This window comes from Aureibaculum koreense (genome assembly GCF_034296135.1).
Classification (GTDB): Bacteria; Bacteroidota; Bacteroidia; order Flavobacteriales; family Flavobacteriaceae; genus Aureibaculum.
The window spans coordinates 1-26,380 of sequence record NZ_JAXKVV010000026.1 but is presented as its reverse complement, the minus strand read 5'-3'; the positions used below and the strand labels follow the sequence as shown (position 1 = coordinate 26,380).

Here is a 26,380-nt window from a genome sequence, read left to right as displayed (position 1 = left end):
TATTGAAAATTTCAATCCTTTAGTTTCGTACAGCCTTTTTGTTTTACTTCAACCTGAATTATTGTAATTAATTCCAACCTCATAAAAAGAGAAAAAATTAGAAAAGAATGAAAAAAGCGGGTATTATTATGATTATCGGCTCTTTATTACTATTGGGTCTGTTCAAATTCCCATTGTGGAATATTATGTTAGGTGCTCCGCAATATCCCGAGCCATTAGGTTTAGATATTTATATAAACGGCATACAAGGTGCCTCTGAATTTGATTTACAAAATATTGATGGTTTAAACCATTATATTGGTATGAAAACCATTCCCAAACCTGAAGACATGTGGGAGTTTTCAGTTTTCCCTAAAGTGATTGGAGGTATGGTTGCCTTAGGTGTGTTAATTGGTATTTTAGGTTTTTTAGGTAAAGTCTCTTATAAATGGTTTATCGGTTGGTTTATCTTAATGTCCATTTTAGGCATTCTTGGAATGTATGATTTTAATTTGTGGCTAGTAGATTACGGAAGTAATTTAGATCCAAATGCCATTATGAAAATGGTAGATGAAGATGGAAACCCTATGAAATACAACCCGCCACTAATTGGGCATAAAAAATTATTGAATTTTGATGCCTTTTCATATCCGCATACTGGTGCTTGGATGATGTTTGCAGGTATGATGCTTAATATTGTTGCCTTTTTTGTTGGAAAAAAAGAAAGTGAGGGTTAAAACGGTGGTATCAGTTCGATCTCTTACGCTAAAGCCTCAGCGACAGCGTAGTGCCACGCCTTAGCGTGGTGTATCGAGAACTGTTTTAACTGTGAATTAATTAAAATCCCATTAAATAATGAAAAATTTATATTTAATACTTTCATTAGCTTTGCTGTTGGTTTCATGTTCTATTGAACCTTCAAAAATTGAATATGGTAAAGATGCTTGTCATTATTGTACAATGACTATTGTAGAAAAAAAACATGCCGCTCAAATTGTAACCAAAAAAGGAAAACCTTTTAAGTACGACGCCATTGAGTGTATGTTAAACGATTTGAAAGAAAGGGAAAGCAATGAAATTGGTTTATTTTTGGTTACAGATTATCTAACGCCTACAACTTTATTTGATGCCAAAACAGCTACCTATTTAATCAGCCCGACAATACAAAGTCCAATGGGTGCAAATTTATCAGCTTTTGCAACAAAAGATCAGGCCCAAAAATTTGTAAAATCTGAAGCCGATAAAACATTTAATTGGCAAGAGATTCAGCAAGAAAATTTTAAATAATAAACTAACTCAAATTAGGTAAAAGCTGTCTTGAGAATTAATTTCAAGATAGCTTTTAAAATAAAAAGACATGAATAAAAATATTATAAAAGAAAAAGAAATAAAAGGCTTACAAGTATCCAAAATATTTTCTTCAGACAGTACGGAAACATTATTAATAACACTTGAAAAAGACAAGTTATTCCCTACCCATACTTCCCCAAGAACTACTTTATTGGTAGTCTTAGAAGGTAAAATCGATTTCCATATTGAAAATAAAACCATTACTTTAGCGGAGCATCAAACGTATTCGTTTGAAAAAGATATAGCACATCATGTAACCGCTCATGAAGATTCTAAATTTTTGATTATTAGATAATAAAATGTTCAGAATTCTACTTTTATTCATATGCTGTTTTGCATTTAAGGGTTTTGGTCAAGCCATTGAAGTATGTGCTTCTTGTGAAGTTAAAACCTTAACAGATGCGATTGCCAAATCAAAACCTCATGGAAAAGTTATAGTTCAAAAAGGCACTTATTTAGAAAGCGATATTACCATTGACAAACCGCTACAAATCATTGGGAAGGATAATCCTATTATTGATGGTGAAAAGAAAAGTTATGTGCTTATTGTTAAATCCGATAGTGTTACCGTTTCAGGGTTAACCATTAAAAACCCGGGGCAAAGTTATACCAAAGATTATGCTGCCATTTTAATTTCCGAGAGCAACAACTTTACATTTGTAAACAATACGTTGGAAAATGTGTTTTTTGGGTTTTTACTCGAAAAATCACATCATGGAATCGTTAGTAATAACAAAGTTTCAAGTAATGCCGTTGATCAATCCTCTTCTGGAAATGGCATACATTTATGGAATTGCTCAAATATTACGATTGATAACAATGAAGTTTTCGATTTACGAGATGGAATTTATCTGGAATTTGTCAAAGAAAGTAAGGTTCTAAACAATGATAGTCATAATAATATGCGATACGGACTGCATTTTATGTTTTCAAATGAAAATGAGTATCACAACAATACTTTCACAAATAATGGTGCTGGTGTTGCGGTAATGTTTTCCAAATTCATAAAAATGACTGGAAATACCTTTACAAAGAATTGGGGTACAGCCTCTTACGGACTATTATTAAAAGAAATTTATGATGCTGAAATTGAAAACAATACTTTTGAAGAAAATACTATTGGCATTAATGTAGAAGGCTCGACTAGAATTAATTACTCAAAAAATAATTTCATCAGTAATGGTTGGTCAGTAAAAATTGCGGGAGCTTGTTATACCAATATTTTTAAAGGAAATAATTTTTTAAACAATTCTTTTGATATTTCATACAACAGCAAAATAAACGATAATAAATTTGACAACAATTATTGGAGTTCTTATACAGGATATGATTTAGACAAAAACGGAATTGGAGATATACCCTACCGACCTGTAAAGTTGTTTTCATACATTGTAAACAAGAACCCTGAAACCATAATACTAATGAGAAGTTTATTTGTAGATATTATCAATTTCTCAGAGAAAGTTTCGCCTGTTTTTACTCCAGATGAATTGGTGGACAGTAACCCATTAATGAAGGTCGTTAAATGATAGTAATAAAAAATTTATATAAAAAATTCGGAAAAGTTGAAGTGCTAAAAGACTTGGACTTATTTATCAATTCCGATACAACCAAAGGTGCTATTTTTGCTGTCTTAGGACCAAACGGCTCAGGAAAAACTACTTTAATTAAAAGTATTTTGGGCATTGTAATTCCCAATAAAGGGCAAATAGAAATTGATGGTAAAAGTGTCTTAAAAAAGCATAATTACAGAAATAACATCAATTACTTGCCTCAAATAGCCAATTTTCCGAGTAATTTAAGCGTAAAGGAATTGATTAAAATGGTTAAAAATTTACGTCCCAAAACTGCTAGCGATCAAAATTTAATTGGCCTGTTTGGTTTAGAACCGTTTTTAGACAAAAAATTGGGTAACTTATCTGGTGGTACCAAGCAAAAAGTAAATATTCTGCTGACCTTTATGTTTGATAGCGATCTCATCATTTTGGACGAGCCCACGACGGGTTTGGATCCCATTTCTTTATTGAATCTTAAAAAAATAATTTTAGCAGAAAAACAAAAAGGTAAAACCATTTTAATTACTTCGCACATAATGGGCTTTGTAGAAGAAATGGCTGATGAAATTGTGTTTTTATTAGATGGAAAAATCTATTTTAAAGGCACATTGGCCGCAATTAAAGAGCAAACCAACCAAACGGATTTAGAACACGCCATAGCGGCAATTTTAACTCATACCCATTCAACATTAAATTGATATAAAAAATGTTTAAAATATTAAAATATAGTTTTTACGATTTAATGCGTAGCAGCTGGAGCTATGTATATTTTTTATTTTATTTAGCTCTAGGTTTTGTATTGCTATTTTTAAACAATGACGTGTCAAAAGCTGTAATTACCTTAATGAATGTTATTGTAGTGTTAACGCCTTTAATCGGTACAATTTTCGGTGTAATGTATTATTATAATTCACGAGAATTTACGGAATTGCTCTTGGCACAACCTTTAAAAAGATCTACTATTTTTATTGGTCAATATTTGGGTGTTGCTATCTCATTGTCTTTAAGTTTGGTCATTGGTCTTGGCATTCCTTTTTTGGCGTATGGTCTCTTGCAATCTAATGCTATTTTTAATTTTGCTTCCCTCCTACTTGTAGGAGCATTTTTGACCTTTATCTTTGTGGCATTGGCTTTTAATATTGCCCTTTCTAACGAAAATAAAATCAAGGGCTTTGGTTATGCTATTCTTGTTTGGCTTTTCTTAGCGGTAATTTATGACGGCTTATTTCTGATTTCGTTAGTAATGCTACAAGAATATCCATTAGATAAATTCTCATTGGTAGCAACTATGTTTAATCCGATAGATTTATCTCGAATTTTAATCCTTTTAAAACTAGATATTTCTGCCCTTCTTGGTTATACCGGAGCCGTTTTCCAAAAATTCTTCGGTACCAGCATAGGCATGGTTATTTCCTTTTTTGTACTTTCGCTATGGGTTGTTTTTCCCGTTTTAAGGATAATTTTCAAATCAAAAAGAAAGGATTTTTAATGAAGTTTTTTAGAATTTTTATTATTATTACTGCACTACTTATTTCTACAATAAACTGCACTAAAAAAACAGTTCAAATTCCCGTGTTAGATGTTACGGGAATCCAAGATACTATTTATGACAATTCTCAAATATGGATCTTCTTAGAAGTTAAAGACGGTGACACCATTGCCACTTTAAACCGCAAAAACAGTATTGCCACCACAAGTTGGATTTATAATATTGATAAAAACCTGCCCATGCGGTTGGTAATTCCTCATTTACAAAAATTAATAGAGAAACGAGAAAAACCTACAATGCACCCTAAAGGTGAAGATGACTTAAATTATTTTAGTTATGTAGATTCTGGGTCAAATTTACTATCTATGGTAAAATTCGATGTGATTTATTTTGAAAAAAATAAATTGTTGAATAAAGATAAATTTTTAAATGACAGCTTAAACAAGCACTTATTTTTAACGTACAAAAAAGATAAATTGACAGTTAATGATTCTTTGATACCTTTACGAAAATTAAACAATTACCTAAACAAAGAATCGTCAAAAAAGAAACTAAACGTGCATTTGAATTTTGATACAACCATTAACTATCAGAATTATATGGAGTTGAAAGCTCGGTTGCAAAATATTAATAATATTGAGTTGGATACGATTGAATACATTTATTAGAAATTAATTACCTTTATAACCATAACCGATATAAACGTATTACGTTTAGCATACCTATTTAAGTATATAAACACAATACGTTTATACAATTGTTGTGTGCAATTTGAAAAATGGAACAAACGAATAAAATTTTAGAGAAAATATTAGAACTGCTTGCCAAGAACGAAGCGAGAATTTCTACCAATGAATTCAGTTCTGAAGGAGATAAATTAATTGAAAAAGCAGAAAGAGAAGGAGAAGAAGCAAGTAAAAAAATCCAATCTACTTTCGACAGAATTCACGATAAATTATTTACTGTTAATGGAATTTTAGTTGCTTCATTTTTCGGACTTGGAAAATTCCCAACTGACAATCCAATTGTAAGTCTTTGGTTAGTACTTCTTCCGATTTTTGTTTTGTGCTATTTAATTTATCTGGAACAGCAACAAATGGAAATATATCGACACGCATCACAACGAATGAATTGGAGCTTTGACAAAGATGTCGCGAAATATGGAAAAATGATTAGCCGACAGAATTTAAAATCCTTGTTTGCTATTATTGTAACGTTTGGACTATTTATTTATCTAGCAATTAAGGTTATAACTTATTAAAATTTGAAAAAAACTTTTCTTTTTTTAACACTCTTAGCTTCTTTGGGTTCTTGCCAATTGAATTGGTATGGAGATATAAATTTAGGCTCTGACTTTTACTATATGGTTGAACCAGCTTTTAATAGTGTTGTTATTCCAGTAAATCCAAATGAACCTTATAAATCGAGTATTAGCATTATAAAAGATATTGAAAGTATCGGATTTAACAAAAACTATATTCTTGCGACTTCAAAAAGCGGAGACGAGATAAAGTATTGGCGGATTGACAAAAAATCGGAATCAAAAGAGTTGGGTTATAAGGATAACTCAATCATGGAATTATCAAATGTTTCGGAAATAAAATCAGCGGAATTTGACAAAATTAGAGAGGACGAAAACATCAAGCTAAAAACCAAAACTGAATATAGAAAGGAACTGAATTATGAATAAAAAACTGCACACAACACGGTGTATAAAACATAGCTAAAAAGTGCTAAATTCAACGGTTTGTACTTGTTTGCGAAGACCGCCAAATTTTTAAATTTGGCTTTTAAAATAGAAAAAGTAAAAACAAAACATAAAAATTCGGCTCTGTGTTTATCCGAAAAGTTAGCGTCTTTTTACACGCTACGTTTCATACACAAACCGTTGCCACACATTTAAAAATAACCGATGAAAAACAAAAAACTATGGATGGTCAGAGCAGGAGAATCTGCTTATTTAATTGATGATTTTTTAGAAAAGAGTATAATTGCAATCGGTTGGAATGCAATCGGAAAATTATCTAAAACGAACGAATTAAATCAAATAAAGGATAAATTAAGAAAGTCATATCCAAATTCTAAACCGAGCCAAATTAATAATTTTGCTGGACAGATTTATAGATTTCGTGTCGAATTTGATAAGGGTCAAAATGTTATTACCTATAACCCAACTAAGCGAATTTATCATTTGGGAGAAATAACCTCTGATTACAAATATTCAGAGACGAAAATGGAATTTTTTCATTTTAGAGAAGTCAAGTGGATAAAAGAAATAAACAGAGATAGCTTATCAACAAAAACCAAAAATACACTAGGCTCAACACTAACGATATTCAATATTGCAAATAGTGCTAAAGATGAAATTTTAGGCAATAAAGTAAAATCTGCAAAAACTTCTGAAATTCAGACTAAAGATGATGAGGATGAAACTCTTGATACAATTAAAGAGGAAATAGAAGAAAAGGCTCACGAGTTTATTAAAGACAAACTACAACAACTTGATTGGGAGGAAATGCAAGAATTAGTTGCTGGAATATTAAGAGGAATGGGATATAAAACTACTGTCAGTCCTCGCGGAGCAGATAGAGGAAAAGATATTATGGCTTCACCTGATGGTCTTGGTCTTGAAAATCCAAAAATTAAAGTAGAAGTAAAACATAGAACCGGCTCAATGGGTTCATCCGACGTTAGAAATTTTATAGGAGGTCTAAGACCAAATGATAAAGGGCTTTATGTTTCATCTGGTGGATTTACCAAAGAAGCTAAATATGAAGCTGAAAGGGCGAATGTTCCATTAACACTGATTGATAACGACCGACTTGTGAATTTGATTATACAACATTACGACCAATTTGACCCAGAAACGAGAGCATTAATGCCATTGAAGAAAATCTATTGGCCAATATAAAACGTGTGGCAACAACGTATAAAGCCAATGGCTAAGTTGGTTAAAGCGATTAAATTTCTCACAAAAAAGACTATCTTAGATAAACCGAATACACTAGTAATGGGGAACGTTTTTGCTTCCGAGTCGCACGCAGACAAACTGCTGCCAACATTTGTGTCCACAAATTTTGTTGAGCAAAAACGAGCCAAAAACCGCCACTAGCTTTATACAAGACCATTGGAATTAATTAAAACAAACCTATGAACAAAGCCATTAATCTTCAAAAAAACCTAATGATTTTCGGAATACCATTATTAATAATCGGATTAATGGTGTTCATTACGAAATCAAATATATTTAGCACAAATCCTACTGCTTTATCTATTGGAATTACATTTGATTTATTGTTAACCGTACCACTCGTATATTTTCTATTAATTAGAAAAACAAGTATCCCAAAAACAACAGTAATACCATTTTTAATTGTTGGTATTATTATTTGTTCGCTGATACTTCCAACTAAAAATCAATATTATCTAAATCTTTTTAAGACTTGGGTACTTCCAATCGTAGAACTATCAATTGTATTGTTTGTTATATTCAACGTTCGGAAAGGAATAAAACGATATAAACTAAACAAAACAGAATCGTTTGATTTTTTCACAACTTTAAAAAGTACTTGCTATGAAATACTTCCAAAAGGAGCAGTTATTCCTGTTGTAACCGAAATTGCAGTTTTCTACTACGGATTTGTTCATTGGAAAAAAAGAAAATTGAAAGACAATGAATTTACTTATCACAAAGACAGCGGAACAGTTGCTCTATTAATTGCAATTATATTTATAGTAGCAATAGAAACTATTCCACTTCATATCTTATTAGCGAAATGGAATACTACTGTTGCTTGGATTTTGACTTTTTTGAGTATTTATTCTGGTATTCAAATTTTCGGATTTGTAAAGTCAATGTTTAAAAGACCAATATCAATTGAAAACGACAAACTGTTCCTTCGATATGGTATTATGAAAGAAACTACTATTGATTTAGTAAACATTGACAGCATTGAAATTTCATCAAAAGATATAGAGTTGAACACAGAAACTCGGAAACTATCATTTTTGGGAGAATTGGAAAGCCATAATGTTGTTATCAGATTAAAGAAAGAAAACACATTAATTGGACTATATGGAATTAAACGAACATATAAAAATTTAGCATTACACGTTGACAATAAAATTGAATTTAAGAATCGAATAAATAACGTCTTACAACAATTGCTATAAGTAATTGCTTGCCTGCCTGTCGGCAGACAGGTTCTCGCCTACTTACGAATCCCGATAGCTATCGGGACTCGCGGATTTTCTACCTACCTGCCGGCAGGCTGGTTCGGTTTTTATTTACTAACTTTAGTGCTTAATCCACGCAACTAACCATACACGAAGACGTTGTGCTTCATTATCAGAAACCGCTAACCAATGATAAAATTCTTTAGAAAAATTAGACAGAACTTACTTTTAGAAGGAAAAACTGGAAAGTATTTTAAATATGCTATTGGAGAAATTGTACTTGTTGTTATTGGTATTCTTATCGCTCTTTCTATTAATAATTGGAATCAGAAACAGATAGAGAAGAAACAAATTCGTAATATTTATATTCGAATTGTACAGGATTTTAATAATACAGCTTTAGAAATTCAGAGTGATATTAAAAATATGGATATTATATATCCATTAATGCAAAATATTCTTAATGGTGACGTTGAACGCGATTCTCTTTTATCAAGTAACGATTATTTCCGTAAATACCACTTTACATTAGGATCCCCAGACATACAAATAAATGAGACGGGAATACGGTTACTTGAATCAAAAATTGAGCTTGATTATGAACTAAATACGGAGCTCACTGAAGCCCTATCAATGTTATATTCTGAAAAACTGTTTGAACTTGAAGTAGATGCGGAATTTGTTGGTGATAATTTAGAAAGATTAACTAATCATATTGTAGAAGAAGGAGTTTTAGTTGATTATTTAGTAAAAAATAATCGAACAAAATATGTCAATATGATTTTTGAAGATGTCACATATAAAAATTACTTTCACATTTTCTCATTGTCATATGAAATCTACAAGAATTCACTAATGGAATTTAAAGCTGATGGAGAAGTCTTGATTGATAGGATTAAAACAGAATATAATTTGGAATAAAACATATTTGGGTATTTGAAAACAAATTAAATAACGAAAGCACAACACCATATATAATTTATTGCTTTGGTAAATGCTTATTTGGAAAATTCCTTCGAAATTTTCTCTGGCAAGTTTTTGTTTACTAAATTAGTTGCTTAACCACGCAACTAACCATATATACAAACACGTTATGGGCAAGCAAGAAATCAGAATACTATAAATAGAATTTAAAAATGAAAATTGGAAAGTTAATAGCTAATCCGAAAAAACTCTTTTTGATAGATGGACTTGGAGCAATTCTATCAGCTTTTTTGTTAGGTGTAGTTTTGGTTAAGTGGAAAATATATTTTGGATTTCCTACTTCAACATTATATTTTCTGGCTTCATTTCCAATAATTTTTGCTCTTTATGATTTCTACTGTTACCTAAAAGGCAATGATGTGCAAGGCCAGTTCCTTAAAGGAATCGGAGTAATGAACTTATTTTATTGTTGCATATCGATTGGATTTGCATTCAATCATTACCGAACAATTACAAATTTAGGGTGGACATATATTTTAATCGAAGTGTTGATTGTCGCAAGTCTTGCAATACTTGAACTAAAAGTAGGCAAAAAAGTAATTTAAACAACTAAAAATGATAAAAATCGACCCAATAATAGCAGTAAAAGATGTGGTAAAAAGTTCAAAATGGTATCAATCTGTTTTTCGTTTGAGAAGTATACACGGTGGAAATGAATTTGACATTTTAGCAGATAAAAATGGTGATGTTCTTCTTTGTCTTCACAAATGGGGAGAACACGACCACCCGACAATGCAATCTTCAAATATGCAAGGTGGAAACGGAATGATTCTCTACTTCCGAACCGACAATATAGAACAGATAAGGGAAAACCTGCGAACAATAAATAACGAAGTTGAGCAAGAAATAGAACTAAGCCCTAACTCACGAAGAAAGGAATTTTCGTTTCGAGACCTTGACGGATATTACATAACAATCGCTGAATATCACGAATATGAAGCATAAAGCCAGCCCATAACAATGTACATAAAAAATAGGCGAGATAGTAGTAAATTCAAGAATTGCAGCTCGTTTCAAACTTCACTGCATCCTGAAAGTGAAGTGCTTCGTAATCGCCAACTTTTCATATACTAACCGTTACTAACAAGCTGAAATTGAATGAGGAAAAACTAAATTGAAATAAGTAAAAATTATTCCAATAATAAATCACTAGAATTTAAGTTTATATCTATATAACTAATTTAGTTAGTATGAAAACCAATTTGCTTTACAGTCTACTCACCATTATCATTGTTTTTCAATCTTCTATTTCTCAAACTATGGAATCAGGCCATGAAAAATGGGAATTTGTTTTAGAAGACACAGGAGATGTATTACAAATTGCATTACCATTTGCAGCAGGAATAACTACAATAATTAAAAAAGATTGGCAGGGGACAAAACAATTTGCTTTATCTTACGGAACAGGTTTTATTATTACACACTCTCTAAAAAAAATAATACGAAAAGAAAGACCTGAAGGTCGAAATCTTTATGATGCCTTTCCTTCTGGTCATACAACTTCAGCTTTTTCAGGTGCTTCTTTTATACAACGTCGTTATGGCTGGAAATATGGTAAATGGGCTCATGTTCTTGCGGCTTTAGTTGGGGTTAGTCGCATGGAAGGTCCAGATGGTTGGCATGACATTTGGGATGTTTTGGCAGGTGCTGCTGTAGGAATTGGAACCACTTACATCTTTACAAAACCATATGAAAAAAATCAAATACAAATTGGGTTTAATGCTGATAATGGTAATTACATAATTGGTTTTAAATATCAATTCTAATGATGCGAATATTCAATCATAAATTCAAGTAAGAAAATATTTTGATAAAGAAAAAAGCCAGTTGGTAACAAAGTACTGTGGTAAAAAACAAGTAAAAATCGATTAATTTTTCACTAAAGTACTTTTGTAAGAATCATCATATATTAATCCACTTTTTGCAACAGCAAAGGCTTGTTTTAATAGTTTGTTACATACTGTAATCAATGCCAGTTTTTTTATCTTCCCTTTGGCAGAAATTACTCCGACCACTAAAAAAAATCACTCACAAACCTCAACATTGTTTGTTACTTGCAACTTAGCATCAGAAGGTGAAACATAGGGAATTCCCAAACCTAAACCTCGTAAAATAAATAACAGACCAATAATTACCACAAAAACGGGAATTACTTTTTGGATTTTAGTTCTAAGTGCTCCTTTTAAAAAATTTCCTCCTAACACAGCGGCACTCATCATAGGCACAGTGCCTAATCCGAAAAGAAACATATAGATTGCTCCTTCTAATGCACCTGAAGCGGCAATGGAACCGACCAATGCCATATAAACCAATCCGCAGGGCAAGAAACCGTTAAAAAAACCGATGGAGAAAAATGTGCTATTGGTTCGTTTTTTTAAATAGTACCCTAATTTAGATTTTACGTAAGATATCCCTTTATAAATAGGTTTTGAAAAATTATATCTATTAAAAATATGTACAGGAATCAGCACCATAACAATCATCAACACGCCAATAAGAATGGATAATCGTTGCTGAAAACCTGCTAAATACAAACCTCTGCCTACCAAACCGAAAATCAACCCTATAAATGAATAGGTTAACAACCTACCAAAATGATATAACAAGGTTTGAAATGCCATTTTAGGTTTGCTCTTCCTGTCAACAGGCAAAGCAAAAGCAATAGGTCCGCACATGCCAATACAGTGAAAGCTACCTAATAATCCTAATATGAAAGCAGTATAGAGAATAGACTTGAGATTTTAGATGTTAGACATTAGATTTTGGTTTCGGATTAAAGATTTTTTTGGTTTGGGTCATTCCGAGGTACGAGGAATCTGTTCAAATGACAAGGTTCAGTTCATGAGATTCCTCGTACCTCGGAATGACAGTTATAATCTATAAATATTAATAGAATATGTTCTTTTTAAACAAATACTCTTCATCACCGTACTTCCAATCAATTTTAATATTCCACCTGCCATTGATTAGTCTTTCATTTTTGATAATCATTTCATTATTTGTGAGAGCTATTTCTTGTTTAAAGTCAATTCTTTTATCAGAGGGTCGTTGAAAATAGATTGTTCCTTTAATTTTATCTTGCTCCATTATATTAGGAAAAGTTACTTGCATTCCATTATCTACCCTTTTTACTGTCACATTTTTTGTAAGCTTACTGGCATTGTTCAACTTATCTATTTCTTGTTGATAATAGAGTTCATCTTTATAGTAATCTTCTGACACTAAATGATGCTGTAATGTATCAACTGCAATGCTTCTATAAACAAATTGCAATATAAATATCATAAATAGACCCATTACAATAACCATTGTCCATCCCCAATTTATTTTTATTTTCATAATTTTTAATTTATTTTCATCGGACCAGTAAAATTAGTGGATGTTTTTTCCACCAACTCGCCGTTGGAATAAATTCCAATTTTTAATTTTTCCTTTGACGATTCCAAATCTTTTTTATCAATATCAATAAATAGCGTACCTTCCGTTAAATCACCTTTTGGCACATGGCTTGTGCCACCTACAATCCTAATATCGCCGGCATGGGAAATCAATTTGATTTCAACATTATCGAGGTCTTTAACCGTTTTATTTATCAATTTAAATGTATAAACATTACTAACCGATGTCTCGGTTGTGGTAAAAGTTTGTCCCGGTAGCCTTAATATGGTTGCCTCAATATCCGACCTTAAAAACAACAAGGTAACCAATACCCCTACCAAGATAGTTAAAACTGCTGAATACGCTTTAATTCTGGCATTAAACTTAAACTTTTCTCCTTTGGTAATATTATCCTCAGAAGCATAACGAATTAATCCTGGTTCAAAACCGACTTTATCCATAATTTCATCACAGGCATCAATGCACGCAGTACAATTTACACATTCCAACTGTGTTCCGTTCCTGATATCAATACCTGTCGGACAAACCACCACACATTGATTGCAATCTATACAATCACCATGACCCAATTCTTCCCTATCTTCATCTTTTCTGAATTTTTTTCTTCCATTTTCGTTTTCTCCTCTTTTATGGTCATAAGCTACCACAATTGATTTTCTATCTAATAGCACCCCTTGCAACCTTCCGTAAGGGCAAACAATAATACACACCTGCTCTCTAAACCAAGCAAAGACAAAAAAGAAAACCAAGGTAAAGACCAATAATTTTACCAGCGTACCAATATGGTCCAATGGATTGCCGGTTATATATCCTAAAAGTACATCGCTACCAATAAAATAGGCTAAAAATACATTGGCAATTAGAAAAGAAATCAAGAAAAATATTGCCCATTTTATAGCCTTTTTACGTATTTTTTCGGCATTCCATGGTTGTTTGTTCAGTCTGATTTGCTTACCTCGGTCGCCTTCTATCCAATATTCCACTTTACGGAAAACCATTTCCATAAAGATGGTTTGCGGACAGACCCAACCACAAAATATTCTACCAAAAATTACCGTAAACAAAATAATAAAAACGATGCCAACAAGCATTGATAACACTAATAAATAAAAGTCTTGTGGCCAAAAAGGTTGTCCAAATATATTGTACTTCCCTTCCATTATATTGAACAGCAAAAACTGGTTTCCGTTTATTTTGATAAATGGGGAAATAACAAGCACGGCTAACAAAAACCAACTTACATACGTTCTGTAATTGGTGTATTTACCCGAAGGTTTTTTAGGAAAAATAAAGTTGCGTTTACCCTCTTTGGTAATAGTGCCTATAGAGTCCCTAAAATTTTCTTGCTCTTGTTCTGCCATTAAATTCAATACAAAAAATTATAAGATCCCGCTAAAATAGCGGGATTAGTTCAACTAGCTGTTTTTTATAATCTCGTTTAACGAGATTAAAAAACAGAGTTTCCACTAAAAAATACTTCTACCTACACTACAAAGTTAGTTTTAATAAACGAACACAAACGAAACATTTATTACATAACCTAAGGAATAAATAGAAGTATTAAAGACGAATCAAAACGTCTGAAAAAAACTATTTGAGTTAGTAGTTTTTAATTACCGTCTTCTTTCCATACCTCACCTTCGGGAGCTTTAGGAGCGGCTGGTGTTGTGCCTTTCATAGACAAAATATAACTAGCCAATTGTTGTCGCTCTTCTAAACTAATTGTTGACTCCCAAGCTATCATACCTTTACCTGGTCTTCCGCCTTTGGCTATGGTGTTCATAATACCTTGAAAATCACCATCTAAAATCCAATATTCATCGGTTAAATTAGGCCCGATACTACCACCAAGATCCGCTAAATGACAAGCCGTACATGTCTTTGCGGTAAATAGCTCTTTCCCTTTTTGAATACTAGCGGCATCTGTCAATGCTTTTAAATTGGCGGCATCATACAATTCAGGGTTATCTTTTTTATATTGTTCAATAGCTGTATTTGCTTCCGCTACCGCTCTTTCGTATTCTGCATCTTGATCGTACTTGTCGGTAAATAAAACCATGATATAGTAAAATATACCAACAGCAATGGTAATGTAAAAACCTGCTACCCACCATGGTGGCAATACGTTGTCCAGTTCCCTAATGCCATCATAATCATGATCGGTCATAATGTCCTCTTCATTTTCAATTGGCCTAGCTTTGGTTAACTTTTGCGATAGTTTACTCCAAAATGATTGTTCGTTCTTACTCATGATTGTTGATATTTTCGTCCTCTTCTAAAGGCAAATTACTTATATTTTCAATACTCTTTTTTGGAATTCTCATAACATGAACCAACATTGTTACAAATACCGCAAAAAACAATATTAATGATATGATGGGGTATATTTCCACATCGTTCATAGTGTCTAAATGGTGTTTTATATATTTTAGCATCTTACTTAATTTTGAGCGGTTTCACCTTTTTTAATATCCGTTCCCAATCGTTGTAAATAGGCAATTAAGGCAATAATCTCTTTCTCTTGCATGTTGCTATCTCCATAATTTTTTACATATTCAGGATCCTGTCTTAAATTCTTTTCAATGGCTTCAGCTTGATTCCTCAATAAAAACAACCCTTTATCGACCTCAGATTGGGTATAAGGCACCCCTAATTTAACCATAGCCTCCATTTTACCCTGGGTGTTTGAAGTATTCAAATTGTCGGTATATAACCAAGGATAACGTGGCATAATTGAACCTGGTGATGTTGATGTAGGGTCTAACATATGGTTGAAGTGCCAATTGTCATTATACTTATTTCCAATTCTATGTACGTCAGGACCCGTTCGTTTAGATCCCCAAAGGAAAGGAAAATCATATACAAACTCCCCTGCTTTGGAATACTCACCATAACGTTCCACTTCTGAACGGAAGGGTCTGATCATCTGAGAGTGACAGTTATTACAACCTTCGCGGATATAAATATCCCTACCCTCAAGTTCCAAAGGTGTATAAGGTTTTACACTTGTTATTTTAGGAATATTGGAATCTACCGTTAATAACGGAACAATTTCTACCGCCCCACCAATTACAATAGCAACCGTGGTTAAAATCGTAAATAGTATCGTTCTTCTTTCTAACCAAGAATGCCATCCTTCACCTTGGGTTCTTCTTGCGGTTATTTGTTTTAATGGTACGGCTTCTGCCAATTCATCTTTGACTTTAGAACCTGCTTTTGCAGTCTTATATACATTATAGGCTAATAAAATAAAACCAATTAAATATAAAGTACCTCCAAACGCACGCATGGCATACATCGGTAAAATTTGCGTAACGGTCTCTAAAAAGTTACCGTAAACCAATGTGCCATCGGCATTAAATTGTTTCCACATTGAAGCTTGTGTAAACCCAGCGACATATAATGGAATGGCATAAAATAAAATCCCCAAGGTACCAATCCAAAAATGGGCATTTGCCAACTTTTTAGAATACAATTCGGTTTTCCATAATTTGGTAGCCAACCAATATATAATACCTGCTGCCATAAAACCGTTCCATGCCAAGGTACCAATATGTACGTGAGCCACAATCCAATCTGTGTAATGCCCAATGGCATTTAAGTTTTTAAAGGACAACATTGGTCCTTCAAAAGTTGCCATACCATAACCTGTAATAGCCACTACAAAGAACTTCAACACAGGACTCTCCCTAACTTTATCCCAAGCACCGCGTAAGGTTAACAATCCGTTTATCATACCACCCCACGAAGGGAAAATAAGCATTACTGAAAATACGGTACCTAAATTTTGAGCCCATTCCGGCAAAGCGGTATATAATAAATGGTGGGGTCCTGCCCAGATATAAATAAAAATCAACGACCAAAAGTGAATGATAGAAAGTCTGTAAGAATATACGGGTCTGTTTGCGGCTTTAGGTACAAAATAATACATTAGACCCAAAATAGGTGTGGTTAAAAAGAATGCCACAGCGTTATGTCCGTACCACCATTGTACTAAAGCATCTTGTACACCCGCGTAAACAGAATAACTTTTAAATGAAGAAACTGGAAGTTCAATATTATTAAAGATATGAAGTACGGCAATGGTTACAAAAGTTGCGATATAAAACCAGATAGCCACATAAATATGACGTTGACGTCTTTTAAGAATAGTACCAATCATATTGATACCCATAACTACCCAAATTAATGTAATAGCAATATCAATTGGCCACTCTAACTCGGCATATTCCTTTGATGATGTTAATCCCAATGGCAAAGTAATTGCGGCAGCGACAATAATCAATTGCCAGCCCCAAAAATGTATTTTACTTAAAGTATCGCTAAACATTCTGGCTTTTAGCAATCGTTGAAGGGAATAATACATCCCCATAAAAAAACTATTGCCCACAAATGCAAAAATAACCGCATTAGTGTGCAAGGGTCTTAGACGACCAAAACTTAACCAAGAGATGTCTCCCAAATAATTAGGAAAGTTAAACAAAAATGCGACCATAAGACCGACCGTCATCCCCACAATGCCCCAAACTACGGTAGCAATAAGGAACATTCTTACAATTTTGTTATCGTAATAAAATTGTTCTTTTTCCATTGTTGACTATTGATTTTGATTAATTGATTTTTTAGTTTCTGGAGTTTCATCTACAAATTCATCTTCAAAAAGCATCCGTACGGATGGCGTGTACATATCGTCGTACTGACCCGACTTTACGGATTTAATAAAAAGCATAAAGAAAACTACAGCAATTACGATACTTACGCCAATCATTATAAAGATGATATCCATAGATAAAAAATAAGCACAAAGAAAGCTAAATTTGAAAACTTAAAACATGATAAATATCATATTTTGAATAAAAAGTAAAGTTATAAAATTATCTCCTTTTTGCCAATAAATTTGTGCCTAGTGTGACAAATATTACAATGGTAATTGAACTTAAGGGCATTAAAATGGCGGCCACTATGGGCGATAAATTCCCTGTAATGGCAAAGAGCATCCCAATAATATTATAAAGTATTGAAATTACAAAGCTAATTTTTACAACCTTTAACGTTTGTTGGGATAACTTTAAAAACTTAGGCAAAGATTTAAATTCGGTAGCATCAACAATCCCATCAGAAGCAGGAGAGAACACATTTATATTTTCGGAAACCACTAAGCCAACATTACTTTGCACCAAAGCACCAGCGTCGTTTAATCCATCGCCTATCATTAATACATTTTTACCTCGATCTTGCAACTCTTTGATATAGTTTAATTTATCCACAGGCTTTTTATTGAAAATCAACATTGCATTTTTCGGCAGCATTGTTTTTAATTGCTCTTTTTCACCATCATTATCGCCGGACAATATTCCCAATTCGTAATTATCTTTTAATTCATTGAAAATAGCATCTAGTCCATTTCTGTATGAATTTTCAAAAATATATTTTCCTTTTACGACTCCGTTTATGCTGACAAAAGATTGTGTTTGCAACTTATTCTCGGTTTCAATATTTACAAATTGTGCCGAACCTATTTTAATTAAAAAACCGTTTACCTTACCCTCTAACCCTTTTCCTAATACTTCGTTAAAATTAGAAACTTCTAGAATTCTATCTTCGTTAATTTCGTCATATAACATTCTACTTAAAGGGTGGTTAGAAAACCGTAAAACACTTTTCAGGGCAATATTTTCATCGACTGCAAGTGGCGTTCCGCTATAAGAAATTTTAGCTTTGCTATTTGTGATCGTTCCGGTTTTATCAAAAATAATGATATCTATTTTAGATAAATTTTCAATAACATCTACATTTTTAAGATACAATTTTCGTCGTCCGAAAATGCGTAGCATATTCCCCAACGCAAAGGGTGCGGATAATGCCAAAGCACAAGGACAGGCCACAATTAATACAGCCGTAACCACATTGGCAACCATTTTCACATCGATAAAATACCAATACAACCCAGCTAAAAAAGCAATAATCAAAACAATAATGGTAAAACGTTTACTGATGGAATCCGTAAGGTTTTTTATACCACTTATTTTTGTATTACCAAACACATCATTACTCCACAGTTGCGTTAAATAACTTTGAGATACCGTTTGCAGAATTTCCATTTCAATAGCCCCTGAAATTTGTTTACCCCCGGCAAAGAGTTTATCGCCCGAATTTTTGGTTACTGGCAAAGATTCGCCAGTTACAAAACTATAGTCAATTTGTGCATTCCCTGAGATTAAAATTCCATCTACAGGGATCAGTTCTTTATCTCTAATTAATAATCTGTCTCCTTTTTTGACATCGTAAATAGCAACGTTTTTCTCTAATCTATCTTTGAAAATTTTTGTAACAGCTACGGGGAAGTACGATTTATAATCACGCTCAAAAGATAGAAAACTATAGGTTTGCTGTTGAAATATTTTACCGAGCAATAGAAAAAAAACAAATCCCGAAAGACTGTCAAAATAACCTTGACCTACATCAAAAAATATTTCGTAAGAACTTCTCAAAAACAGTACAACGATACCTAGCACAATAGGCACATCTATATTTAATATTTTGTGTTTTAACCCTTTATAGGCTGAAATAAAATATTCGTTGACGGAATAAAATACTACCGGTAAAATCATGATAAAAATAATCAATCGGAACATTGGTTTAAAACGTTCTAACCAATATTCATCCGATTGAAAATACTCTGGAAAAGACAATAACATAATATTACCAAATGCAAAACCAGCAACACCCAATTTATAGATTAAGGAACGGTCAATTTTACGTTTGCTTACGGTAGCATCTTCAAGACTAATCAACGGTTCATAACCAATGGAACTCAACAACTCGACCACTTGTTTTAATGAAATTGTGTCGCTGTTAAAAGTAATTCTCACTTCCTTTTTTGGAAAATTAACCTGTGAAGTACTAATCGATGAACTGAGCTTATTGAGATTTTCTAAAACCCAAATACAAGAACTGCAATGTATATGTGGTATATAAAAAGTAATAACACTTGTATCCCCATCTTTAAAATCGTATAATTTTTCGATAATTTGCTCATCATCCAAGTAATTATATTTCCCATTAATTTCTTCGGGAATTTTACCAGGAGCATTTTCTAGATCGTAATAAGGGGTTAAATCGTTTTCATTAAAAATTTCAAATACAGTTTTACAACCGTTGCAGCAAAAGTTCTTAGCATCATACACTACTGGTTTAGAGCCACAATCGGCATCACAATGAAAACAATTTTCTTTTGTCATTTTATTTAATAATACTCCGGCTTATGAGCCGGGTTTCCTATTTATCCCTACTTCCGCGTGTCACCGTAGCTTTACCGCGTTCGCTAAAAGCTTTAGCGGTTGCGAAGCGGAGGCACTCGGAGAGGTAATAACTGCTATTTTCAGCAGTTCTGGGTGAGGATTATCAACTTACAAATATCTTATGCAAACTTAAGTAAGTCTATGATAAATGTCATAAAATTTCGATATATTTGTTTTTATCTTAAAGATGCTTAAATGAGCAAATGCCAACAATGTATTATCCGTGAATTTAGCACTCTCAGGTCTTTATCTGCTGACGAGCTAAAAACAATGTCAGAAGAAAAGGATATCTTAACTTTTAAAAAAGGTGATGTTATTTTTGAGGAAGGCAATACACTAAACGGTGTATATTGTGTTAAACATGGTATCTGCAAACTTTCTAAGCTAAACGCCAACGGAAAAGAACAAATAGTTAGGTTTATAAAAGGTGGCGATATGCTGGGCTATCGTTCTGTATTAAGTGAAGAGCCTGTAACTCTTACTGTTACGGCACTAAAGGATATGGAGGCCTGCTATATTCCCAAAAAAGAAATATTGGATGCCATTAAAGAAAATCCTAAATTCTCTTTAGACATGATGCGTACCGTTTGTCACGACTTGCGTGATGCAAATATATTACTTTCCAATATGGCTCAAAAAAACGTTAAGGAGAGGTTGGCTGATACGTTAATTTTCCTAAAAGAAACCTTTGGCGAAGATAAAGATGGCTATTTGGATATTGTCCTCACTAGAGAAGAAATTTCTAGTGTTATTGGTACCGCAACTGAATCTGCTATTAGATTATTATCGGAATTTAAAAAGAAAGGATTTATTGCTTTAGATGGCAAAAAGGTTAAAGTTTTAGATGAAGTTGGGCTGTTGAAGTTATCGCAGGGGTTTTGATTTAGTCGGTAGTCGAAAATTTCAAACACCAAATTCAAAATATAAAACAAATTTTCTATAACATTTGTAGTTCGTATCAACTGGTGAAATTCATATTTCAAATTCCAAAAAAAACTATAAAATTCCGTCATTTTATAGTCTTGTCATTCAGAGCGTAGCATAAGAAAGCTAAAACCTTAGCAAAATTCAACGCGAAGCGAAGAATCTTTAACTGTTTTAAATTGGAAAATGAAACCAGAAACTAACCACTACCCTCTAACTACTCATTTTCCATCTTTTAATTATCTCCTCCACATGATTAATCGATTTTTTAGTCCAATCCAAACGTTTTTCATCTTTTTCCTGATTCGATAACTGCCAATCCATCTCAGAGGTTCTTAATCTTTGCGATAATGATTGTAAAATAATGGCCACAGCAACCGATATGTTTAAACTTTCTGTAAAACCGTACATAGGTATTTTTAAATAACCATCTGCTTCATCTAATATGTAATCTGAGACACCTTCTTTTTCCACTCCGAAAACAAATGCCGATTTTTTAGAAATATCAAAATCCTGTAATAAACAGTCCCGATAACCATCCGGATCGTTATGTGGCGTAGTGGCAATAATTTGATAACCATTTTTTCTCAACTTGTTTATGCAGTTTTCCGTATTGTTTTCTTGTTTATTGTATTCATGAAAGTCTATCCATTTTTGAGCTCCTTTTGCAACTTGATTTGAAATATAACTGTTGTATTTGTTTTCAATGATATGTATGTCTTGAATTCCGAAAATATCGCAACTACGTACAACAGCACTTGTATTATGTTTTTGATAAATGTCTTCTAAAACTACCGTAAAATGTCGGGTTCTGTCCTTTAATATTTTCTCAAACAATGCTTTTCTGTTGTCGGTAATCAAATCCTGTAAATAGGACAACAATTGTTTATCAACCATTATTTTTTGTTCTTATAAATAAATTCTAAATTTAAGGCAAATTTTGATGAATCTGTTATGGGCAAGAAAAAAATCGTAGTATTAACAGGTGCAGGAATGAGTGCCGAAAGCGGAATTAATACTTTTAGGGATGCCGATGGATTGTGGGAAGGACACGATGTTATGGAGGTGGCATCGCCCGAGGGGTTTAGAAAAAATCCTGAATTGGTGCTCGATTTTTACAATCAACGTCGCCGTCAATTGTTACAGGTAAAACCAAATGCAGCACATAAGGCTTTAGCCGATTTAGAACAACAATATGAGGTAACCATTATAACTCAAAATGTAGATGACCTACACGAGCGGGCAGGAAGTTCAGAAGTTATACATCTACATGGAGAATTATTAAAAGCAAGAAGCGTAGAAAATGATGCCATGATTTATGATTGCAACGAGGATATTTTTATGGGCAATTTGTGTCCAAAAGGAACACAATTAAGACCACATATCGTCTGGTTTGGCGAAGCGGTACCCATGCTAGAACAGGCCGCTGAAATTACTATGACAGCTGATAATTTAATAATTATAGGCACTTCTATGCAAGTCTATCCAGCAGCAAGTTTAATTAATTATGCGAAATCGGGAATCCCCATATATTTTATTGATCCAAATCCGGCTGTTAATGAAAGTGATTTTGATAATTTAACTATTATTGCTGAAAAAGCTACTGTGGGCGTTAAAAAACTAGTAGAGAACTATTTATAAATTGAACTGATTTAAGAACTCTAAAGTTGTTGAGTTACTGAGTTACTAGGTTATTAAGGTTAAAGGAACAATAACTAAATAACCCAGTAACCTAATAACTATTTATTAAAAAAATGAACCAAGCTACCTTCATATCTATATTAGAAAATGATAAAGATCGATTAAAACATCGCGATCAACTTGTTATTACTACCCTAATGAACCCGAAATATGTTGAGATTCTCTTAACAAATATGGAAGCTGTCGAAGATGAGAATTCGAATTTTTCAGCCCGAATATTGGAATTGTCATGTAAGTCAAAATTGGGAATCATTATCCCCTATTTGGACAAATTCTGCCAATTGTTACCAATAGTAAAACAAGTTGCAGTAATTAGAGCCTGTGCAAAGATCTGTGAATTATTGATATTAGGATATTTTAATAAAAATAATATTGGATATTCAAGTGTTTTGCAAGATCATCACCTTGAAAAAATTATTGAAGCAGGATTTGATTGGATGATAACCGACCAAAAAACCGCAGTAAAAGCATACACCATGCAAACTTTATATCTGCTGGGTACAAAATACGAATGGATTCATCCTGAACTGGTGTTAAATATCGAAAAAGACATCCCTACGGCAACTATTGGGTATGTTAATAGAGGTAGAAAGGTAATTAAAGCGATAGAAACAAAAACAAAGCTGAAGCTTTAAGTTTATGGGTTGAGCAGTTTATTAGTTTATCGTTAAAATAGCACTGCAACTAAACTCATAAACCTTTTTATATACTACCTAAATTTTTATTTTCCTATTAATTTAAAAAGCCCCTCGTACAATTTACCATCTGCAATCACACTCCCTTTTTGTATCAAATCAAAGATTTCGGAATTTCTATCACTTTCATATTTTTTTGATCCCTTATAGAAGGTTATTGAGCCATCTTTGGTATTATCTATGAACCATCTATAATCATCATCATTAAAAAAACTAAATTCGGTTTTATTTATTTGAACTACAATTCTAGAAATCTCCTTCTCTTCGCACTTGAATAAATTGATGCTTTTTTCTGAGAAATGTTCTAGATAATTGGTTCTGTTCAAAACATCGTCCCAAACCACATCGCTAAACAGATTTAATTCCTGTTCGGCAACCTCAGGTTTATCTGCCTTTATAGCATTCCATTCCTTTACATCAATTTGCTGACTTGCTAAAAATTGTGCAAATTCTTTATGTAAGGCTTCAAACTGTTCTTTTGTTAATTGTTTGTATTTCATCTACCAAAATTAGTTTATGTAGTTTTTTTACCTCTTCTTTGGAGTGATCGAAATTGCTTTTGGGCAATTTCGGGTGAGGTCTAAAAAAAACCGTTCAAAACCAAATTAGGTTGAACGGTTTTTACTATAAATTGAGTTTGTATTATTTACCTTCAGCAACTACGTCAAAAGGAAAATCTACAACCACCTCTCTATGTAATCGAATTTTAGCATTATAAGTACCTAATCTCTTTACTAAGCCTCCAAGTACATTGATGTATTTTCTATCGATTTCTACTCCTGCTTTATTAATAGCATCGGCAACATCAGCATTACTTACAGAACCAAAAAGTTTATCACCGGTACCTACTTTAGCAGGTATTTTAATTTCCAATTCTTGTAACTTTTTAGCAGAAGCTTCAGCCTCTTTTATAACACTAGCTTCTTTATAAGCTCTTTGCTTTAATGTCTCAGCCAATACTTTCTTTGCAGAAGGTGTAGCCAGCATTGCATATCCTTGTGGGATTAAAAAATTACGACCATAACCATTCTTTACAGTTACCACATCATCTGTAAATCCTAAATTAGCTACGTCTTGTTTTAATATAAGTTCCATAATAGTCTTAATTTAGATTATTTTAACATATCGGCTACATAAGGCAGTAATGCCAAATGACGTGCTCTTTTTATTGCTTGAGATACTTTACGTTGGTATTTTAATGAAGTACCTGTTAAACGACGTGGTAAGATTTTACCTTGTTCATTTACCAAATACAATAAAAAATCTGCATCTTTATAATCTATATATTTAATACCGTTTTTCTTAAAACGACAGTATTTTACTTTCTGTTTAGTATCAATATCCAACGGAGTTAGATATCTGATTTCGGCTTTATTACCGCCTTTTGCTTGTTGTTCTATTGTTGATGACATAACTTAGTTTTTAGTTGCTTTATTACGTTCTTTTCTTTTTACAGCCCACTCAGCAGCATGTTTATCTAACTTAACAGTTAAATAACGCATAATGCTATCGTCTCTTCTAAGCTCTAATTCAAAAGGGTTAATAACCTCACCTGCAACTTTGTACTCAAATAAATGATAAAATCCGGTCTTTTTCTTTTGGATTGGGTAAGCTAATTTTTTTAAGCCCCAATCTTCTTTGTGGATCATTTCGGCACCTTTAGAAACCAAGTAGTCGTCAAACTTCTTTACTGTTTCCTTTACCTGAACATCAGATAAAACGGGATTCAAAATGAAAACAGTTTCGTAATGATTCATAATTAATTGTTTTGTGTTTATTTTTAAGCGTGCAAATATACGGTTTTTGATTAGAAATTAAAGATTTATAATTAAAAAATGTTTTAAATAAAAATGGCTTTAAAGAACTTTCTATTTCCTGCCATAATTCAGCCCCAATTTTTTTTGGTATATTTGTTTTCGCCACAAACCAACTAGCCATAATTACTTTTTGAAAAAAACAAACCATTTTTATGTATTAGCATTAGCTATGTTTTTTATAACCGCAACGGTAGTTCATTCACAAGAGCCCGACAAACCTAAATTAAAAGTGGATTTGGGCGGAGCTCTTCATTTTAACTATAACAACTCAAGTTGGAAACCCAATCAGCAAAAACGTGGTGGCGACTTTGGGTTTGAAGTATTCCGCATTAACGCAGATGTAACTTACGGTAAAATGGAACTCCATCTGGACCAACGATTTTATTCCGAAGCCTTTGGTGGTGCATTCTTAAAATATGGATGGTTTCAATACAATCTGAACAAAAAAAGTCACTTAAAGTTAGGATTGATTCCCTCCTATTTTGGTCCACAACAATTCAATTCTCACAGCTGGTTTTTTCAACTTCCTTTTTATTTGGGCTTTGAAGATGACCATGATATGGGCTTAAGTTATGATTATGAAGATGATAAATTTCAAGTGGATGTAGGCTTTTATAAAAATGCCGAAGCATTGACTTTTGGAGATAACAATCCTATTTCACCCAACCGATATTCTTATGATTTTTCGGGTAAAAACAGAGAAGTAAATCAATTTAACATTCGTTTTAATTATAAGTTTGGTACAAAAGCTAAACATAAGATAGGTAGCTCCGTCCGATATGGTGGTATATGGAATATTGATACTAAGGAAATTGGCCACCATGCAGCACTCGGCCTGCATTATCAACTGGATTATAAACGTTGGAATTTTCAATCACAATTAATCACTTATACCATTTCTCTTGTTAATTTACTCAATTATTTGTAAATTGCCTTATGGCAAAACAAATAGACTTACACATTAAAGAGAGTGAATCAGAACTAAAGGCTCTTATGAATGCTCAAAGCA

Annotated in this window: 32 protein-coding genes and 1 pseudogene; 19 read left to right on the top strand and 14 right to left on the bottom strand. The window is 32.8% G+C overall.

What is annotated here, in order from left to right; all coding sequences use genetic code 11:
* Window positions 1–107: 107 nt before the first annotated feature.
* From UMM65_RS15660 to UMM65_RS15590, 15 genes are all read left to right on the top strand, one after another.
* The gene (locus UMM65_RS15660) at window positions 108–716 is read left to right on the top strand and encodes a hypothetical protein (protein ID WP_321977896.1); all 609 of its coding nucleotides are present in this window, start codon (window positions 108–110) and stop codon (window positions 714–716) included.
* A 118-nt stretch (window positions 717–834) separates the two neighbouring features.
* Entirely contained in the window at window positions 835–1,266 is a 432-nt protein-coding gene (locus UMM65_RS15655; protein WP_321977895.1) for a nitrous oxide reductase accessory protein NosL, read from the top strand.
* 70 nt (window positions 1,267–1,336) lie between these two features.
* Complete coding sequence (locus tag UMM65_RS15650) at window positions 1,337–1,624, top strand: cupin domain-containing protein (RefSeq protein WP_321977893.1); 288 nt, start codon at window positions 1,337–1,339, stop codon at window positions 1,622–1,624.
* 4 nt (window positions 1,625–1,628) lie between these two features.
* Window positions 1,629–2,858, top strand: coding sequence for a nitrous oxide reductase family maturation protein NosD (locus tag UMM65_RS15645; protein ID WP_321977892.1), 1,230 nt, complete (start codon window positions 1,629–1,631; stop codon window positions 2,856–2,858).
* Window positions 2,855–3,583: an ABC transporter ATP-binding protein gene (locus UMM65_RS15640; protein WP_321977890.1), complete on the top strand. Its 729-nt coding sequence runs from the start codon at window positions 2,855–2,857 to the stop codon at window positions 3,581–3,583. Before UMM65_RS15645 ends, UMM65_RS15640 begins: the two co-directional genes overlap by 4 nt.
* Before the next feature lie 8 nt (window positions 3,584–3,591).
* Entirely contained in the window at window positions 3,592–4,374 is a 783-nt protein-coding gene (locus UMM65_RS15635; protein ID WP_321977889.1) for an ABC transporter permease, read from the top strand.
* Window positions 4,374–5,042, top strand: coding sequence for a hypothetical protein (locus UMM65_RS15630; protein ID WP_321977888.1), 669 nt, complete (start codon window positions 4,374–4,376; stop codon window positions 5,040–5,042). Before UMM65_RS15635 ends, UMM65_RS15630 begins: the two co-directional genes overlap by 1 nt.
* Before the next feature lie 110 nt (window positions 5,043–5,152).
* Window positions 5,153–5,635, top strand: a complete 483-nt coding sequence (locus UMM65_RS15625; protein ID WP_321977887.1) for a hypothetical protein — start codon at window positions 5,153–5,155, stop codon at window positions 5,633–5,635.
* Between the two features lie 3 nt (window positions 5,636–5,638).
* Window positions 5,639–6,064, top strand: coding sequence for a hypothetical protein (locus UMM65_RS15620; RefSeq protein WP_321977886.1), 426 nt, complete (start codon window positions 5,639–5,641; stop codon window positions 6,062–6,064).
* 222 nt (window positions 6,065–6,286) lie between these two features.
* On the top strand, window positions 6,287–7,285 hold the full coding sequence (locus UMM65_RS15615; RefSeq protein WP_321977885.1) for a restriction endonuclease: 999 nt from the start codon (window positions 6,287–6,289) through the stop codon (window positions 7,283–7,285).
* A gap of 239 nt (window positions 7,286–7,524) precedes the next feature.
* Window positions 7,525–8,547 carry a hypothetical protein gene (locus tag UMM65_RS15610; protein ID WP_321977884.1) on the top strand — a complete coding sequence of 341 codons (1,023 nt, stop codon included), beginning with the start codon at window positions 7,525–7,527 and terminating at the stop codon, window positions 8,545–8,547.
* Window positions 8,548–8,739: 192 nt separating this feature from the next.
* A complete protein-coding gene (locus UMM65_RS15605; RefSeq protein WP_321977882.1) occupies window positions 8,740–9,471 on the top strand; it encodes a DUF6090 family protein in 732 nt (243 codons plus the stop codon).
* Between the two features lie 215 nt (window positions 9,472–9,686).
* Window positions 9,687–10,079 carry a hypothetical protein gene (locus UMM65_RS15600; RefSeq protein WP_321977881.1) on the top strand — a complete coding sequence of 131 codons (393 nt, stop codon included), beginning with the start codon at window positions 9,687–9,689 and terminating at the stop codon, window positions 10,077–10,079.
* 10 nt (window positions 10,080–10,089) lie between these two features.
* Window positions 10,090–10,479, top strand: a complete 390-nt coding sequence (locus UMM65_RS15595; RefSeq protein ID WP_321977879.1) for a VOC family protein — start codon at window positions 10,090–10,092, stop codon at window positions 10,477–10,479.
* A gap of 314 nt (window positions 10,480–10,793) precedes the next feature.
* Entirely contained in the window at window positions 10,794–11,300 is a 507-nt protein-coding gene (locus UMM65_RS15590) for a phosphatase PAP2 family protein (RefSeq protein ID WP_321977877.1), read from the top strand.
* 102 nt (window positions 11,301–11,402) lie between these two features.
* Here UMM65_RS15590 and UMM65_RS15585 read toward each other — a convergent pair.
* From UMM65_RS15585 to UMM65_RS15545, 9 genes and pseudogenes are all read right to left on the bottom strand, one after another.
* Window positions 11,403–11,537: pseudogene (locus tag UMM65_RS15585) on the bottom strand (IS110 family transposase); the annotation flags it as partial.
* Between the two features lie 21 nt (window positions 11,538–11,558).
* Window positions 11,559–12,263, bottom strand: a complete 705-nt coding sequence (locus UMM65_RS15580) for a sulfite exporter TauE/SafE family protein (protein ID WP_321977918.1) — start codon at window positions 12,261–12,263, stop codon at window positions 11,559–11,561.
* A 157-nt stretch (window positions 12,264–12,420) separates the two neighbouring features.
* Window positions 12,421–12,873, bottom strand: a complete 453-nt coding sequence (locus UMM65_RS15575) for a FixH family protein (RefSeq protein WP_321977875.1) — start codon at window positions 12,871–12,873, stop codon at window positions 12,421–12,423.
* A gap of 5 nt (window positions 12,874–12,878) precedes the next feature.
* Window positions 12,879–14,294, bottom strand: coding sequence for a cytochrome c oxidase accessory protein CcoG (ccoG, locus tag UMM65_RS15570; RefSeq protein ID WP_321977873.1), 1,416 nt, complete (start codon window positions 14,292–14,294; stop codon window positions 12,879–12,881).
* 248 nt (window positions 14,295–14,542) lie between these two features.
* A complete protein-coding gene (locus tag UMM65_RS15565; protein ID WP_321977872.1) occupies window positions 14,543–15,184 on the bottom strand; it encodes a cbb3-type cytochrome c oxidase N-terminal domain-containing protein in 642 nt (213 codons plus the stop codon).
* On the bottom strand, window positions 15,177–15,368 hold the full coding sequence (locus UMM65_RS15560; RefSeq protein WP_321977871.1) for a CcoQ/FixQ family Cbb3-type cytochrome c oxidase assembly chaperone: 192 nt from the start codon (window positions 15,366–15,368) through the stop codon (window positions 15,177–15,179). Before UMM65_RS15560 ends, UMM65_RS15565 begins: the two co-directional genes overlap by 8 nt.
* Window positions 15,369–15,373: 5 nt before the next feature.
* The gene (gene ccoN, locus UMM65_RS15555; RefSeq protein WP_321977869.1) at window positions 15,374–17,524 is read right to left on the bottom strand and encodes a cytochrome-c oxidase, cbb3-type subunit I; all 2,151 of its coding nucleotides are present in this window, start codon (window positions 17,522–17,524) and stop codon (window positions 15,374–15,376) included.
* Window positions 17,525–17,530: 6 nt separating this feature from the next.
* Window positions 17,531–17,719 carry a cbb3-type cytochrome oxidase assembly protein CcoS gene (gene ccoS, locus UMM65_RS15550; protein ID WP_321977867.1) on the bottom strand — a complete coding sequence of 63 codons (189 nt, stop codon included), beginning with the start codon at window positions 17,717–17,719 and terminating at the stop codon, window positions 17,531–17,533.
* 88 nt (window positions 17,720–17,807) lie between these two features.
* Window positions 17,808–20,174, bottom strand: coding sequence for a heavy metal translocating P-type ATPase (locus UMM65_RS15545; protein WP_321977866.1), 2,367 nt, complete (start codon window positions 20,172–20,174; stop codon window positions 17,808–17,810).
* Window positions 20,175–20,429: 255 nt separating this feature from the next.
* On the opposite strand from UMM65_RS15545, the gene UMM65_RS15540 reads away from it, so the two are divergent.
* Window positions 20,430–21,116: a Crp/Fnr family transcriptional regulator gene (locus tag UMM65_RS15540; protein ID WP_321977865.1), complete on the top strand. Its 687-nt coding sequence runs from the start codon at window positions 20,430–20,432 to the stop codon at window positions 21,114–21,116.
* A 255-nt stretch (window positions 21,117–21,371) separates the two neighbouring features.
* Here UMM65_RS15540 and UMM65_RS15535 read toward each other — a convergent pair whose 3' ends face one another.
* The gene (locus UMM65_RS15535) at window positions 21,372–22,055 is read right to left on the bottom strand and encodes a TrmH family RNA methyltransferase (protein ID WP_321977864.1); all 684 of its coding nucleotides are present in this window, start codon (window positions 22,053–22,055) and stop codon (window positions 21,372–21,374) included.
* 57 nt (window positions 22,056–22,112) lie between these two features.
* On the opposite strand from UMM65_RS15535, the gene UMM65_RS15530 reads away from it, so the two are divergent.
* Window positions 22,113–22,799: an SIR2 family NAD-dependent protein deacylase gene (locus tag UMM65_RS15530; protein ID WP_321977862.1), complete on the top strand. Its 687-nt coding sequence runs from the start codon at window positions 22,113–22,115 to the stop codon at window positions 22,797–22,799.
* Between the two features lie 113 nt (window positions 22,800–22,912).
* Window positions 22,913–23,494: an adenylosuccinate lyase gene (locus tag UMM65_RS15525; protein ID WP_321977861.1), complete on the top strand. Its 582-nt coding sequence runs from the start codon at window positions 22,913–22,915 to the stop codon at window positions 23,492–23,494.
* A gap of 86 nt (window positions 23,495–23,580) precedes the next feature.
* On the opposite strand, the gene UMM65_RS15520 is transcribed toward UMM65_RS15525, so the two are convergent.
* The 4 genes from UMM65_RS15520 to rpsF form a co-directional block, all read right to left on the bottom strand.
* On the bottom strand, window positions 23,581–24,054 hold the full coding sequence (locus tag UMM65_RS15520; protein WP_321977859.1) for a DUF6495 family protein: 474 nt from the start codon (window positions 24,052–24,054) through the stop codon (window positions 23,581–23,583).
* Between the two features lie 142 nt (window positions 24,055–24,196).
* The gene (rplI, locus tag UMM65_RS15515; protein ID WP_321977857.1) at window positions 24,197–24,649 is read right to left on the bottom strand and encodes a 50S ribosomal protein L9; all 453 of its coding nucleotides are present in this window, start codon (window positions 24,647–24,649) and stop codon (window positions 24,197–24,199) included.
* Between the two features lie 17 nt (window positions 24,650–24,666).
* Window positions 24,667–24,966 (bottom strand): 30S ribosomal protein S18, encoded by a 300-nt coding sequence (rpsR, locus tag UMM65_RS15510; protein ID WP_321977855.1) that lies wholly within the window; start codon window positions 24,964–24,966, stop codon window positions 24,667–24,669.
* A 3-nt stretch (window positions 24,967–24,969) separates the two neighbouring features.
* Window positions 24,970–25,311, bottom strand: a complete 342-nt coding sequence (gene rpsF / locus UMM65_RS15505; RefSeq protein WP_321977854.1) for a 30S ribosomal protein S6 — start codon at window positions 25,309–25,311, stop codon at window positions 24,970–24,972.
* Window positions 25,312–25,501: 190 nt separating this feature from the next.
* On the opposite strand from rpsF, the gene UMM65_RS15500 reads away from it, so the two are divergent.
* Window positions 25,502–26,299 carry a hypothetical protein gene (locus UMM65_RS15500; protein ID WP_321977852.1) on the top strand — a complete coding sequence of 266 codons (798 nt, stop codon included), beginning with the start codon at window positions 25,502–25,504 and terminating at the stop codon, window positions 26,297–26,299.
* Window positions 26,300–26,380: the final 81 nt, after the last annotated feature.